The organism is Streptosporangium sp. G11 (assembly GCF_051192615.1).
GTDB lineage: Bacteria > Actinomycetota > Actinomycetes > Streptosporangiales > Streptosporangiaceae > Streptosporangium.
Map to the genome: position 1 here is coordinate 1 of NZ_JBPJUQ010000046.1, position 13,417 is coordinate 13,417.

Annotated in this window: 14 protein-coding genes; 5 read left to right on the forward strand and 9 right to left on the reverse strand. The window is 72.0% G+C overall.

Annotated elements, in window-relative coordinates; all coding sequences use genetic code 11:
• Both ACSDR0_RS32585 and ACSDR0_RS32590 read right to left on the reverse strand, forming a co-directional pair.
• A partial coding sequence (locus ACSDR0_RS32585; protein ID WP_435292755.1) for a hypothetical protein occupies positions 1-203 on the reverse strand: 203 nt, incomplete at its 3' end.
• 283 nt (positions 204-486) lie between these two features.
• Positions 487-1,176 (reverse strand): TetR/AcrR family transcriptional regulator, encoded by a 690-nt coding sequence (locus ACSDR0_RS32590; RefSeq protein WP_435292756.1) that lies wholly within the window; start codon positions 1,174-1,176, stop codon positions 487-489.
• A gap of 303 nt (positions 1,177-1,479) precedes the next feature.
• Here ACSDR0_RS32590 and ACSDR0_RS32595 point away from each other — a divergent pair, with 303 nt between their 5' ends.
• The gene (locus tag ACSDR0_RS32595) at positions 1,480-2,430 is read left to right on the forward strand and encodes an NAD(P)-dependent alcohol dehydrogenase (RefSeq protein ID WP_435292832.1); all 951 of its coding nucleotides are present in this window, start codon (positions 1,480-1,482) and stop codon (positions 2,428-2,430) included.
• 238 nt (positions 2,431-2,668) lie between these two features.
• Here the strand turns inward: ACSDR0_RS32595 and ACSDR0_RS32600 are convergent, their stop codons facing one another.
• The 3 genes from ACSDR0_RS32600 to ACSDR0_RS32610 form a co-directional block, all read right to left on the reverse strand.
• A complete protein-coding gene (locus ACSDR0_RS32600; protein WP_435292757.1) occupies positions 2,669-3,067 on the reverse strand; it encodes a hypothetical protein in 399 nt (132 codons plus the stop codon).
• A gap of 86 nt (positions 3,068-3,153) precedes the next feature.
• Positions 3,154-4,476: a hypothetical protein gene (locus ACSDR0_RS32605; RefSeq protein ID WP_435292758.1), complete on the reverse strand. Its 1,323-nt coding sequence runs from the start codon at positions 4,474-4,476 to the stop codon at positions 3,154-3,156.
• Between the two features lie 138 nt (positions 4,477-4,614).
• On the reverse strand, positions 4,615-5,325 hold the full coding sequence (locus ACSDR0_RS32610) for a TetR/AcrR family transcriptional regulator (RefSeq protein WP_435292759.1): 711 nt from the start codon (positions 5,323-5,325) through the stop codon (positions 4,615-4,617).
• A 144-nt stretch (positions 5,326-5,469) separates the two neighbouring features.
• On the opposite strand from ACSDR0_RS32610, the gene ACSDR0_RS32615 reads away from it, so the two are divergent.
• Positions 5,470-7,113 (forward strand): ABC-F family ATP-binding cassette domain-containing protein, encoded by a 1,644-nt coding sequence (locus ACSDR0_RS32615; protein WP_435292760.1) that lies wholly within the window; start codon positions 5,470-5,472, stop codon positions 7,111-7,113.
• A gap of 77 nt (positions 7,114-7,190) precedes the next feature.
• A complete protein-coding gene (locus ACSDR0_RS32620) occupies positions 7,191-8,066 on the forward strand; it encodes a hypothetical protein (RefSeq protein WP_435292761.1) in 876 nt (291 codons plus the stop codon).
• A 130-nt stretch (positions 8,067-8,196) separates the two neighbouring features.
• Here ACSDR0_RS32620 and ACSDR0_RS32625 read toward each other — a convergent pair whose 3' ends face one another.
• Positions 8,197-8,715 carry a hypothetical protein gene (locus ACSDR0_RS32625; protein WP_435292762.1) on the reverse strand — a complete coding sequence of 173 codons (519 nt, stop codon included), beginning with the start codon at positions 8,713-8,715 and terminating at the stop codon, positions 8,197-8,199.
• A gap of 107 nt (positions 8,716-8,822) precedes the next feature.
• A complete protein-coding gene (locus ACSDR0_RS32630; protein WP_435292763.1) occupies positions 8,823-9,269 on the reverse strand; it encodes a MarR family winged helix-turn-helix transcriptional regulator in 447 nt (148 codons plus the stop codon).
• Between the two features lie 258 nt (positions 9,270-9,527).
• Here ACSDR0_RS32630 and ACSDR0_RS32635 point away from each other — a divergent pair, with 258 nt between their 5' ends.
• A complete protein-coding gene (locus tag ACSDR0_RS32635; protein ID WP_435292764.1) occupies positions 9,528-10,079 on the forward strand; it encodes a DinB family protein in 552 nt (183 codons plus the stop codon).
• Positions 10,080-10,373: 294 nt separating this feature from the next.
• On the opposite strand, the gene ACSDR0_RS32640 is transcribed toward ACSDR0_RS32635, so the two are convergent.
• Positions 10,374-11,024 (reverse strand): Ig-like domain-containing protein, encoded by a 651-nt coding sequence (locus tag ACSDR0_RS32640; RefSeq protein WP_435292765.1) that lies wholly within the window; start codon positions 11,022-11,024, stop codon positions 10,374-10,376.
• Positions 11,025-11,320: 296 nt separating this feature from the next.
• Positions 11,321-12,037, reverse strand: a complete 717-nt coding sequence (locus tag ACSDR0_RS32645) for a polyprenol monophosphomannose synthase (RefSeq protein WP_435292766.1) — start codon at positions 12,035-12,037, stop codon at positions 11,321-11,323.
• A 305-nt stretch (positions 12,038-12,342) separates the two neighbouring features.
• Here ACSDR0_RS32645 and ACSDR0_RS32650 point away from each other — a divergent pair, with 305 nt between their 5' ends.
• On the forward strand, positions 12,343-13,398 hold the full coding sequence (locus tag ACSDR0_RS32650) for a hypothetical protein (RefSeq protein ID WP_435292767.1): 1,056 nt from the start codon (positions 12,343-12,345) through the stop codon (positions 13,396-13,398).
• Positions 13,399-13,417: the final 19 nt, after the last annotated feature.

The following is a 13,417-nucleotide window of genomic DNA, read 5'->3' on the forward strand; positions in this document are numbered from 1 at the left end:
TCCCCCGCCGCCCGCCACGTGGTCAACCGCCAGATCGACGCCTGCCCCCACGTCAACGGCGCCACCCCACCCCGCGCACCGGCGAACTCCACCACGACCCCACCCCCCGGCACCTCACCGGCCGCCGGGGGCACCCGTGACACCGGGCCCGGATCGTCGATCCCGGCATGGGGCTGCTCGAGATCGGTTTGCAGAAAGGTCACACCGTCAGAATTCACGCCACAAGGCTGATCTTCCCGAACCACGGTGTCAACAGGTGTTTCGGCAGCTGGACTCGCCGTTCCGCCCGTGCGGAATCCGGGTCTTCGCGCGGGCCGGAGGACGCTCGGCCGGCCGGTGTGAGGGGCGGCCGGTCCGTTCGGTGAGGCACTCCCGCGAAACCCGGACGAGGGTGACGAGGCGCACGCCGGCGGCGAGGGCGAACCGTCGCCCGGCCGGGGCCTCCCTCACTTCACGGCCCGCGCCGGACACCGGGGAGCGCGGGGACTACCCGGTGGAGCGCGCCGGCGAGGGGCAGTACATGTGACGCAGGCCGAGCGGGGGTGCCGGTGGCAGGGGGGCGGCGTGATCGGCCTGGAAGGACTGGAGCAGGTAGGCGACAAGCCTGCGGGACGCCGCGAGCGCGGCCTCGGTGGATTCGGCGACGATGCCGCTGTTGGCCATGAGCAACAGCGTGAGGTCCGCGTGGTCGAAGTCGGCGCGCAGGCGTCCGGTGTCCTTGGCCCGCCGGGTCAGCTCGGCGAAGCCGTGCTCGGCGCGGACGCGTTCCCTTTCGTAGTCGACCGCGTCGGGAAAGGCCGTCAGGAACGCCGCGGTGAATCCCCGGTCGACGGCCTGCATGGCGCACACCTTCTCGATGACCGTACGGAATCCGTGCCACGGGTCGGGGTCGGCGAGGGCGTCGTCGACGACCGACACGCACGTTGTCAGCTGGTCGGCGAACACTTCGGTGATCAGCGCCTCCCGCGTGGGAAAGCGCCGGTAGAGGGTGGCCATCCCGACCCCGGCGCGGCGGGCGATCGCGGCCATCGGCACGCCGAGCCCGAGCGTGGCGAACGCCTCGCGGGCGGCGGCGAGGATGCGGTTGCGGTTGTGCAGCGCGTCCGCGCGCAGCCCGGCCGTGTCGGCGGGCGCGACATCGGCGGGACGCGGTATCCGAGAGGAATGGGTGGACATGTTTCTCACATTATCTCAAGTGGAACACCCTATCCGTTTACAGAGTTAACCTGGGCATACGTGGAGATCGGCGCCCGATTTTCCGGGCGTACGGAGTTCGTTCCGGGTCGATGGTGACCGGCGCGGCCGCGGGAACACGACGGTGGGCACGGCCCGCACCCTCGTCCGATCGGCGAGGTGCCGGGGCGCGATGACGCCTGCCCGGGTGCCCTCGCGCCGCGCCGCCGGAGGCCCGGCCGACGTCACGACCATGCGGAAGCCCGGCAGACGGCCGGACAGACGGGGAGAGCAGAAGTGAGCGAGATGCGTGCGGCCCGGTACGACAGGTACGGACCGCCGGAGGTGCTGTACGAGGGCACGTTGCCGAAACCGGTCGCGAGGCCGGGTGAGGTCCTGGTGCGCGTGCACGCCGCCAGCGTGAACGGGGGTGAGCTTCTGGGCCGGGCGGGGAAGATGCGCCTGATCACGGGACGGAGCTTCCCGAAGGGCACCGGGATCGACTTCGCCGGCGAGGTCGCCGCCCTGAACTCCCCCGTGCCCGGCCTCTCGGTGGGCGACCGGGTGTGGGGGCTGCTGCCTCGGAGGTTCGGAAGCGCCGCCGAGTTCGTGGCCGTCCGCCCCCGGCACCTGGCCCTCGCCCCGGCGGGGCTCGACCCGGCCCAGGCCGTGGCCCTGCTCGCCGGGGGCACGACGTCGATCACCGCCCTGCGGGACAAGGCCCGTCTCAAGGCGGGTGAGCGGCTGCTCGTGCGGGGTGCGAGCGGCGGGGTCGGCAGCGTCGCCGTCCAGCTCGGACGGGCGTACGGCGCGCATGTCACCGCGCTCGCCGGGGCCCGGAACCTCGACTTCGTCCGCGACCTCGGCGCCGACGAGGTCTTCGACTACGCGACCACCGGCCCGGCCGACCTCGGCCCCTTCGACGTCGTTCTCGACACCGCGATCGGCACCGAGCTCAGCGCCTACCGCCGGCTCCTGGCACCGGGAGGACGCATGGTCTCGATCACCTTCGACTCCGAGCACATGCTGTCGTCGCTGGCGTACATCCTCGCCTCCACCGTGTTCGGCCCGCGGCGCGTACGGTTCTTCAGCGGCAACCCCACCCACCGGCTCCTCGCCGACCTGGCCCGGCTGGCGGAGAGCGGGGCACTGCGGCCGGTCGTCGACACGGTTCACCCTCTCGCCGACATCGCCGAGGCCCACCGGGCGCTGGAGGCCGGCGGCGTGCGCGGCAAACACGTCATCGAAATCGTGTGAGCGGTGTTCCCGGACGGCCTGGAGGGCGGCTCTCACGTGTGCCGTCCCGGTGAGGTGCCCGCTGGGGGCCGCGCCGGCGGCGAGCCGCGAGTGGATCGCGGCGACGGCCCGGCGTCGGCCTCGGCGTGAAGGGTCCCGCCGCCCGTGCCGGGTGCGGCGGGACCTTCACGGCCCGGGGCGGGGCGGCGGGACCTTCACGGCCCGGGGGCGGGGCGATGGGACCTTCGACGACCCGCGATCAGGCGCGGCGCAGACCGACGTACTGGAGTTCGGCGAAAACTCCGACCAGGAGAGCCTGGGCGACGATGAAGGCGATGCCCAGCGGGTTGGGATCCACCCAGCCGGTGAACAGCAGGAAGACGCTGTCCACGGTCCACAGCGCGTTGAGGACGATCAGCGCCCAGACGCCTCCCCTGGGCGGGACCGGGCGCCCGGCCAGGTAGACGATGAACGCGGTGACCGGCAGCAACCCGATCCCGCTCCAGCGGAGCAGCGGCTCGGGAAGGGCGAGCAGGCCGGCGAGCGGGGTCGCGGCGGCGGCCAGGAGAAGCGCGAACCCTCCGGTGAGGAAGGCGTCCGTCCACAGCACGCGGGTCAGCAGGGGGGTGCGGCGGGCGGTGGGGGTGGTCGTGGTCATCGATGTCTCCTTCGCTGAGGATGTCGCTTCCGACGCACTCAGCACACCGCCTCACCCGGTGCCATCTGCAGACATGGCACTGCCATTCACTGCCAGTTCTCCCGGCGAAGATCGTCGGCGACGAGTTTGGCCGCCGCGTTCTGCCAGTTGTAGAGCGTACGTTCGGGAACTTCGCGGACGAACCAGTCGAACGCCTGCCGCTCGGCGGTGGCGAGCCCGGCGCGGTCGGCCCCGCGCCGGTAGGGACGCAGCCCCCGGACGTACGGGAAGTACAGGACGTTGTAGAACCGCCACTCCTCGCTGGTGCCGAATTCGCCGTCGCGGGGCTTGAGCCGCTGGACGCTCTCCAGCAGCAGGTGCTTCAGCTCGGCCGCCCGCTCCAGGGGGATGTCGCCGGTGATCCGCGCGTCGATCACCGGCAGGTTCGCGAGCGGGCTGCTGGCGAGCTTGCCCAGATCGCCGTAGTTGGCCAGGGCGCGCCGCGTCAGCCGTACGAACTCGGCCTCGTCCGGCGGCGGCGGGCCCTGCTCGCGGCGCGGCAGCGCCTCGGACGTCGCGCGCAGCTCGGCCCGCTCGCGGCGGATCTCCGGGTCACCGGGAAAGGCGATCCGGTCCAGCGCCCGGTGCACCGGACCGGCCAGCGTCTGCACGGCGACGGCCACCGCGATCACGCCGAACAGCAGCGCGGAGAGTGCGGGCGTGGGCTCGCCCAGCGCGATGACCAGGACGACCTGGCCGCCCGACACCACGGCCACGACCGCCGCCCCCAGCAGGGACCGCAGCATGTCGCGCCAGAGCGCCTCGCCCGCCTGGAACGCGCTGGACATCGCGATGGCCACGCCCAGCAGGACCATGTCCACGTCGATGGCGATGATGGAGAGCAGGCCGGGCGGCCCGAACAGCGGGAACATGAGCAGCGCGGTCCCCTGCCCGAAGAACAGCGTGGCGACCGCCGCCAGCCATCCGGCCCGCGGCGGCCTGGCCCGCACGAGCAGCACCAGCACCCCGGCCAGTGGTAACAGCAGCAACACCCCGGTCACCACTCGTGCCGCGAGGCTCACCCCCTCGCCCAGACCGGACACCAGCAGCCACGCGAAAGCCACGAGCGTGAGCGGGACGAGCCCCCTGGACCAGACCCGGTCCAGCCGCCCGCCACCGGGAACGAGGGTCAGCACGGCGCCCGTCCAGAGCAGCGCGGGGAGGTGGACCAGCGCGGTCTCGACCGTGCCCAGCACCTCCGCCGCGGGATCCGGTACGGCGGTGAGCACCTGGGCGATCGCCAGCGCGACGCCGTAGGCGAGCAGCCCCAGGCCCGCCCGCCTCGGCCCGCGCTCCCGGGGATCCCGGGCGATCACGTAACACCCGAGCCACCAGGTGAGCCCGAACACGACCGCGACGGCGAAAAGCATCCCGCCTCCCTTCCCGGCCGCGAGCGTACCGACCGCGCGCTCCGGGCCGATCACCAGGTGAACGGGAATCCGCGCGGGGCCTCCGGCGAGGACCGCCGACCTCGGCGCCCACTCGTCGTGCGCGGCGCGCGGCCCGGCTCACCGGATCCGCGACCCGATGCCGTCCAGGAGGTAGTTCAGCCCGGCGGTGAACATCGGGTCCCAGTCGTCGCCCATCGGGGCCCCCTGCGCGGCGAGAGTCGGATACAGCTCGCGGCGGGCCCGTACGTGCAGGTCACCGGCCCAGCTCCACTCGGACTCGCCGTACCCGGCCCCGGCGACCTGCATCGTCGCCGAACCGATGACGTGGTTGGCCAGGGCGTAGGCGGCGGCGGTCAGGTCCGGCCCGGTGAAACCCGCCCTCGCCAGCGCGGCGTACAGGTATTCGGTGCGGGCCAGGACGTTGGGGCCCAGCAGGGGGCGGTCCAGCACCGTCACCGACCACGGGTGGCGCAGCATGGTGGCGCGCCACTCGGTGATCAGAGCGGTGATGTCGTCGCGCCACGCGCCCCCAGGCCCCGGCGGGACGGGCACCTCGCCGAACACGGCGTCGAGCGCGAGGTCCAGCACGTCGTCCTTGGTCTCGACGTGCAGGTAGAGCGTGGTGGCGGCGGTCTCCAGCCGCTCGGCGAGGCGGCGCATGGTCAGCCGGCCGGCTCCCTCCTCGTCCAGCAGCTCCACGGCCGCCCCCACGATCCGCCCGAGGGTGACGGCCGGCTCGGCCCGGCCCTCGCGCGGGGGACGCAGCCACACCCCCGGCGCCGTCTCACCGCTCTGGCGCCGCGTTCTCCTGCCCGGCGTAGCGCTCACGATCCTCCGATCCCCGCCTTTCCCCTTGCGGGGGCTTAATGGCTTGAGAAGCCGCCCGATCAATGTTCATAGTGTATGACCAATGTTCTGGCTGCGGTTTCTCTCCGACGCGATGGGGACCGCCACCTTCGAGGAGACGCCACCGTGGGACATGTCGAGGCCGACGCGCTGACCTACGTGCTGCCGGACGGACGGCTGCTGCTCAACGAGGTGTCCTTCCGCGTCGGCGACGGCGTCACCGCGGCGCTGGTGGGCCCCAACGGGGCCGGAAAGACGACCCTGATACGGCTGGTCGCCGGCGACCTCCACCCCTCCGCCGGGCGGGTCACCGCGTCCGGCGGGCTCGGCGTGATGCGCCAGTTCATCGGGGGCATCCACGGGGGCCAGACGGTACGCGAGCTGCTGCTGTCGGTGGCCCCCGACCGCGTGCGCGCCGCGACCGCCGAGCTGGAGCGGGCCGAGCGCGCGATGGGCGAGCGCGACCTGGAGGAGACCCAGCTCGCCTACGCCCGCGCCCTCGGCGACTACGCCGACGCCGGCGGCTACGACCTCGAGGTCACCTGGAGCGCCTGCACCACCTTGGCCATGGGCGCGAGCTACGAGCACGTGGCCGGCCGCGACATCGGCACGCTGTCGGGCGGGGAGCAGAAAAGGCTCGCGCTGGAGGCGCTGCTGCGCGGCCCCGACCAGGTCCTGCTGCTCGACGAACCCGACAACTACCTGGACGTCTCCGGCAAGCAGTGGCTGGAGGAACAGCTGGGGGCCACCGGGAAAACCGTCCTGCTCGTCTCCCACGACCGCCAGCTGATCGCCAACGCGGCCACCCGCGTCATCACCGTGGAGTCACGCGGGGTGTGGACCCACGGCGGGAGTTTCGCCACCTACGCCCAGGCCCGCCTCGACCGCAACGAGCGCCTGCACGAGCGCCGCCGCCGCTGGGACGAGGAGCACGCCCGCCTCAGGAAGCTGGTCCACACCCTGCGCCAGAAGGCGACCAACAACGACTCCGTCGCCTCCGCCTACCGGGCCGCCCAGACCCGGCTGGGCAGGTTCGAGGAGGCAGGCCCGCCCGAGAGCGCGCCCAGGGAGCAGAACGTCCGGATGCGCCTGAGAGGCGGCCGTACCGGCAAGCGCGCGCTCACCTGCACCCGCCTGGAGCTGACCGGCCTGACGGAGCCGTTCGACGTCGAGGTCCGCTACGGGGAGCGGGTGGCGATCCTCGGCCCGAACGGCTCGGGAAAGTCCCACTTCCTGCGGCTGCTGGCCGAGTCGGGGAGCGGCGCGTTCCCCTCGGCGTCGCCCGCCCCGGCGTCCGCGCCGGTACTCCACCGGGGCACCGTGGAACTCGGGGCCAGGGTCGTGCCCGGCCACTTCGTCCAGACGCACACCCGGCCCGACCTGGCCGGACGGACTCCCGCCGACATCGTCACCGCCGCCGGGTCGCTGACGCTCAACGACGCCATGGCCTCCCTCGCCCGCTACGAGCTCGCCCCCGCGGGCCGGCAGCTCTTCGAGACCCTCTCCGGCGGGCAGCAGGCACGCCTGCAGATCCTGCTGCTCGAACTGTCGGGGGCCACCCTGCTGCTGCTCGACGAGCCGACCGACAACCTCGACCTGGCCAGCGCGGAGGCGCTCCAGGACGGCCTCGCCTCCTTCTCGGGCACCGTGCTCGCCGTCACCCACGACCGGTGGTTCGCCGCCGACTTCGACCGGTTCCTGATCTTCGGCGCCGACGGGGAGGTCCAGGAGTCCGGCGAACCCCTCTGGCAGCCGGACCGGGCCCGATGAGCACCGGGAAGACCGATCGCGGCGACGTCCGATTCGTACAAGACGATCGGACCGATCACCCGTCAGCATGGGACACCATGAGTGACAGCATTCTCGACACCGCTCGGACCTTCATCCTGCGCGAGGGGCGCCTGCTCGAACGCCGCCTGTTCGCCACCCTTTTCGAGGGGGCGCCCGCCACCGGGGCGGTGGACGCCCTGCGCGCCTACCGGAACGCGGACGGCGGCTTCGGCCACGGCCTCGAACCCGACAAGCGCTGCCCCGACAGCCTGCCCATCGACGTGGAGGTCGCGTTCCAGACGTTGCTGACGGCGGGGGTGCCCGCGACCGGCCCGATGGTGCCGCAGGCGTGCGACTGGCTGGCGACGGTCGCCGCGCCCGACGGAGCGGTGCCCCTGTCCCTGCCGGTCATGGAGGCCTATCCGAGGGCCGCGCACTGGTCGGAGTGGACCTACAAGCCGGGGCTGAACCCCACCGCCGGGCTGGCCGGGCTGCTGCACCGGATGGGCGTGGAGCACCCGTGGCTCACCCGGGCCACCGACTGGTGCTGGTCGGCACTGGAGAAGGGCTTCCCCGACGACGCGCACGCCATGTCCGAGACGCTCGTGTTCCTCGAACACGTCCCGGACCGGGATCGGGCCGAACCCCTCGCCGAGCGGGTGGGCGAGTGGCTTCCCCAGCTGAAGTGGTACCGGAGCGACCCGGCGGACCCGGAGTACGGGGTCACCCCGTTGCACCTCGCTCCCCGCCCTGACAGCCGCTGGCGCCGGCTGTTCGCCGACGACGTGATCGAGGGCCACCTGGACCGGCTGGCGGCCGACCAGCAGCCGGACGGAGGATGGGCCATCACCTGGGAGCCTCCCGGCGCGGCCTCCGCCCTGGAGTACCGGGGGGTGGAGACCCTGCGGGCCCTGCAGGTGCTCAGCGCCTACCGCGGGGTGACGTCGAGCTGACGGGAATCCGCCCGGGGCCCGTCCCGCCCTTCAGGAGGCGCTTTTCGGGGGCGAGTGGGGCGGGGAGACCCGCGACGGCATGCCGGAAGGCCGGCGAGGAGCCTCGCCGGCCTTCCGTCCGGGGATGTGCTCACGGGTAGGCGCCCGGCCGGGCGATCATCAGGACGACGACGATCGCCCACAGCAGGTTGTAGATCCCGGCGAGCATGGAGAGCGAGCGCAGGCGCCTGCCGTCGTCGGGGTCGGCGAGCGCGTCACGCTGGCCGGGATGGATCCGCAGGGCCAGCAGGCCGCCCGCGACCGCGGTGAGGATCATGGAGATGAGTATCCACACCTCGCCCATCCGACCCTGGACGAGGGCCAGGGCGATCCCGACGACGGGCACAAGGACGCCGAAGATGCCGTAGACCCGGGTGATGCGGTGCAGCGCGACGGCCACGGCCCGGTTCCGCTCCCCGGAGGCCCCGGAGATCTCCGAGGCTCCCGAAGCCTCCGGCGGCGAACCGGCCGGATCGCCGCTAACGGCCGGCCCCGCGAGAACGCCGGTGGCGACCGGCGCGTAGCGGGGAAACAGGCTCGTCGCGACGGCCGAGCCTCCAACGAACACGATGCCGGCGAGCACATGGACCGACAGCAGAACGGCTTCCACGGATTCCCCCTTCGTCGCAACCTTCAGGCAGCCTGAAGCCTAACACGAAAGCTTCAGTCTGACTGAAGCTGAAGGAATGAGGCGTGGAGCGCGGCCCTGCGGGCGGGTCAGGGCGTGGAGAGACCCCCGAACGCGGCGCGTACGGCACCGGCGACCTGCTGCTGGATCGGGTCCGCGGCGGGGCCGAACAGTAGGTCGTCGACCTCGGCTATCGCCTCCCTCGCCGCGTCGAGGAGGCGCGCGCCCTCGGGTGTGATCTCGATGGCCGACGCGGAGCCCGCGCGGGCGGTGTTGTCGCGCACCAGTCCGGCGCCGGCGAGCACCTTCACCGCGGTGTGGACGCTCTGGACCGTCGTACCCGACATCCGCGCCAGGTCGCTGAACGACACCCCGGGCACGCCGGCGATGTGACCGAGCAGCCCGAGCCTGCTGACAGTGAGATCGAGTGACGCGAGGGCGGCGTTGAGTTCGGTCTCGATCCGGCGCGCCAGCGTGAGCAGCACGATGGAGACGCTGGTCACGGGCGGACCGGAGCGGTTGTTCTCGGTGGTCACCTTCCCAGTCTCCCGCACCGCGGGAGTACCGGGTCGTCACCGGGCGGCTCGCGGAGCGCCGCCCCTGACCGTGCTCCGCTCGGCGGCCCGGCCGCCGCGGGCCCCGACCGGTGCGAGCACAAGCGGGCCGGCGCGGTGACCGTGACCGCCCCCACCCGGTGAGGGGTGCCGCCGGGTCACGGTCGTCCTCGTCATCCCGGCCTCCGCGCCGGTGAAAAGCGGTGGCGGAGCAGCCGGGAGCGGTGCCAGGGTTCACGCGTGACCGTACCCCGCGTTGATCTACTGATCCGGCAGCTCGACATCGCATGGGCGCTGTTCGAGTATCACCTGAAGGACCTCGACGATCCGGCCTGCCTCTGGGAGCCCGCCCCCGGCTGCTGGACCGTCCGGCCGGACGGCCGGGGCCGCTGGGTGGCCGACTGGGAGGTGCCGGAGCCCGATCCCGCGCCGCTCGTCTCGATCGGGTGGCTGACCTGGCACATCGGCTTCTGGTGGACGACCACGCTCGGGCACTGCTTCGGATCGGGGGCGCCCGCGCGCGAGGAGATCACCTGGCCGGGCACCGCCGCGACCGCGGCCGACTGGCTGCGCGGGCTGAAGGACGACTGGCGGGCGGGGTTGCTGCCGCTCACCGACGCCGACCTCGACTCCACCGACAGGACCGCCGGGCTGCCGTGGGGGCAGGAACAAAGGCTGGTGGACATAGCGGGCTGGGTCACCGTCGAGCTGACCAAGAACGTCTCCGAGATCGGCCTCGTCCGCCACCTCCACGCGGCGCGAGGGCGCGAGCACGGCGATTCCCAGGTGTGATCACGCGGCGCACCCGCCTCGGCGGCTCGCCGCCGAGCAGCCGCCGGCGCCCCTCGCTCAGCGGCTCCGCCGACATCCGGCGACACTCGTCCAGGGCGAGCGGCGCACGCGGCCTCGGCCCGCCGACGGAGACCGGGTCTCCCGCGGCGGACCGCACTTCCACCGGGCCGAGGACGCCGAACGGTACGTCGCCGATCACCTCCCACCAGGACCGGCCTCGCCGGTCATCCTCCGCGGGGACCGGCCGGGCGGAGGCCTCGGCCCGTGACCGGGGCGGGAGTGCCGCTCGCCCGGCTACGCCTTCCTGCCGAACACGATCTGGGTGCGGACTCTCTGCCCGGGGGCCGGATCCCTGGTCGCCCCATTGACCCGCACCCTGATCAGGCCCGTCTGGCGCCCCGGCGTGCACGGGCAGCCGAGGCCGACGCGCTGGATCAGCAGAGGCGTGTGGCTCGGATCGAGCTGGGCCGTACCCGGGTAGTAGGCGACGACGCGGTACACGCCCGCGGGGAGGCTCGACATCGTCAGAGTGGCGACACCGTCAACGAGCTGGGCCCTTCCCAGGATCGCTCCGTCGGTGGCGAAGAGGACCCTGCCCGTGGGGACGCTCCCGTCCGACGCCGTCACCGTCGCGGTGAAGGTGATCGGGCTGCTGTCGCTCCCCGCGGCGCACGTCGAGCTCAGTCCGCTCTCGGTGGTGGCCATTCCGCACGCCGAGGCCGAGGCCGGAGCCGAGGGCGTGGGTGTGGGTGTGGGTGTGGGTGTGGGCGAGGCGACCGCGTCGCCGTCGAGGCGGACGGGGCCCCCGGTGGTGGCCGGGGACACCGGCACCGGCACCGGCGTCTCCGCCGCCGCGCTCGCGGCGCCGGAGACGGCGGCGCCCATCACGGCCAGGGTCGCGAGGATCCCGACGACCCCTGAACGCACCGCGTTCCGTGCCGTCACACGAGATCGATTGGCATATATCATAATATTGTTCTTTTCTTTTAGTACTGTGCCGTCCAGACGCATTGGGATGATGCGCCACACCTTCCGACATTACTGATCGGCAGCACAGTACTCGTCACATGACATACCCATAGATACCAGCGGAGCAAATTCATCAATTACCAATAACAGCTCACCAGATGGAGCAGGACGACAATGAATAAAGGCGGCGTCCAACGCCTTCCCCGCCCGGCACACCGCCTACCGGCATCCTCTCCGCGTCCCCGGGCAGGGGGTGCGCCGCGCCGATCTCCTCAGCGCCTGAAGATCAGCCGCCACGGCATCAGGGCCGACTCCAGCTGCACCCGAAGGCTCATCTTCGAGCTGCCCGCCCGGCGGTCGGAGAAGTGGATGGGGATCTCGACGATCGTCATCCCCGCCCTGGTCGCCCGGTAGTGCATCTCCACCTGAAAGCTGTAACCCCCCGAGGAGATCGTGCCGAGTTCCAGAGCGGCGAGACTTTCCGCCCGCCAGATCTTGAACCCGGCGGTCACGTCCCGCAACCTGACGCGCAGGATGGTGCGGACGTAGAAGTTCGCCCACCTCGACAGGGCCCGTCGCCACAGGCTCCACTCGGCGGCCAGTGTCCCGCCCGGCACGTACCGGCTGCCGATCACGCACGCCGCCTCCGTCGCCAGCGCGGTCCCGAGCAGGCGAGGAACGGCGTCGACGGGGTGTGAGAAGTCGGCGTCCATCTGCACCACGAACTCCGCCCCGGCCGAGAGGGCGGTCTCCATGCCGTCGACGTAGGCGCGCCCGAGCCCCTCCCTGACCCGCCGGTGCACCACGTCGACCCGGCCGGGATACGCGGCGGCCAGCCCGTCGGCCACCTTCCCCGTCCCGTCAGGGGAGTCGTCGTCGACGACCAGGATCCGCAGGCCGTCAAGCGGCAACGCGAGCAGAGCCTCCGCGATCGGCGGAAGGTTCTCCACCTCGTTGAACGTCGGGATCACGACGGTGACGGTGGCCATGTTCGGACTCAGGGCCTTCCGGGCTCGATGGTCGGATGTTCCACGCCGCCCAACAGCACGGCGTTCCCCTCCGGTGATCTTGAACACCGGAAACGGCAAAGATCACACCATGCTAGCGGCCGCCGGTCCGGCCGTGCCGGTCCCCTCCGGGATGGAGGCCACCGGCACGGCGCGTCGTGCCGCCACCGGCACGGGGGACAAAACCCATTGCGCGTGCATCGTGGTGACGTATCCTAAAGAATCGTCCATTCATAATGGAACCGGACAGTGACCGATATCGCGGGGACATTGTGGGGGCAGAATCCATGTTGGCCGACCAACCTCTGGAGATCGCCTGCGACGAGTCCGGTTCCGAGGGGGAGAAACTCATCGGTGGAAACACCGACGTTTTCACACATGCCAGCGTGCGCCTGGACATCGAATCGGCGGCCGACTGCATTCAGGAAATACGGAACATAGCGCCCTCTCCCGCGCTGGAATACAAGGCGAACCTTCTGCTCCGCGAGAAGAACAGGCCGGCCCTCGTGTGGCTGCTCGGGCCGTCGGGGCCGATCCGCGGGAACGCCCACGTATACCTGACCGACAAGACGTTCCTCGTCGTCGGGAAACTCGCCGGCCTGCTCGCCGAGGAGGCCGGCGAGGAGGCCGCTCACGCGCCGGATGCGGGCCGGCACCGGGATCGGCAGGTCAGCGCCGTGGCCGTCACCCTGTACCGCGAGGGCCGCCGCACGTTCGGGCGCGAACGCTGGGAGGCCTTCCTGGAGTCGTTCAACACCCTGATGCGCGCCGGGAACGGCCGGGGCCCTGCGACGTCCCCCGACACGTTCTTCGGCATGGTCGACGCCCTGCGCCTCGACGACCCGGGGGGTGAGGTCGGGGAGATCATGGAGCTGCTCCGGCGAGCCAGGCCTCGGGTGGAATCCCTCCTGACGCGGCTTCTCGACGACCCGCAGGTGATTCCGGCGCTGGACCCCCTGATCCCGGCCATCGTCCGGGCCGTCAACTACTGGGGTGAGGGCACGAGGCCCGTCTCGATCGTCCACGACCGGCAGACCGCGCTGACGGAGGAGCGCGTCGCGCGACTCAGGGAGATGTTCGGCGAGCCGCGGCCCGACGCTCCCCCCTGCTCGCCGAGGAACCGGTTGGCCGACCTGAGGTTCGTCGTCGCACGCTCGGACGCCCGGGTCCAGGTCGCCGACCTCCTTGCCGGAACGGCGAGGAAGATAGCGTCGGAGGAGCTCAACGGCCGGGGCGACGCGGAGCTCACCGCCCTGCTGCGGCCGTATGTGGATTCGTTCTCGATCTGGGGAGACGACCGGAGCTGGTCCCTGCTGGAGTCCGCGTCCGTCACCCGCTCGTGAAGCCTCGGCCGCCGGGACC

What these genes read in the sequence shown, in the direction of transcription:
- ACSDR0_RS32600 (WP_435292757.1), bottom strand. Translation starts at nt 3,067, where the DNA reads ATGACCACGACCACCCCCACCGCCCGCCGCACCCCCCTGCTGACCCGC.
- ACSDR0_RS32590 (WP_435292756.1), bottom strand. Translation starts at nt 1,176, where the DNA reads ATGTCCACCCATTCCTCTCGGATACCGCGTCCCGCCGATGTCGCGCCC.
- ACSDR0_RS32645 (WP_435292766.1), bottom strand. Translation starts at nt 12,037, where the DNA reads ATGGCCACCGTCACCGTCGTGATCCCGACGTTCAACGAGGTGGAGAAC.
- ACSDR0_RS32620 (WP_435292761.1), top strand. Translation starts at nt 7,191, where the DNA reads ATGAGTGACAGCATTCTCGACACCGCTCGGACCTTCATCCTGCGCGAG.
- ACSDR0_RS32605 (WP_435292758.1), bottom strand. Translation starts at nt 4,476, where the DNA reads ATGCTTTTCGCCGTCGCGGTCGTGTTCGGGCTCACCTGGTGGCTCGGG.
- ACSDR0_RS32650 (WP_435292767.1), top strand. Translation starts at nt 12,343, where the DNA reads ATGTTGGCCGACCAACCTCTGGAGATCGCCTGCGACGAGTCCGGTTCC.
- ACSDR0_RS32595 (WP_435292832.1), top strand. Translation starts at nt 1,480, where the DNA reads ATGCGTGCGGCCCGGTACGACAGGTACGGACCGCCGGAGGTGCTGTAC.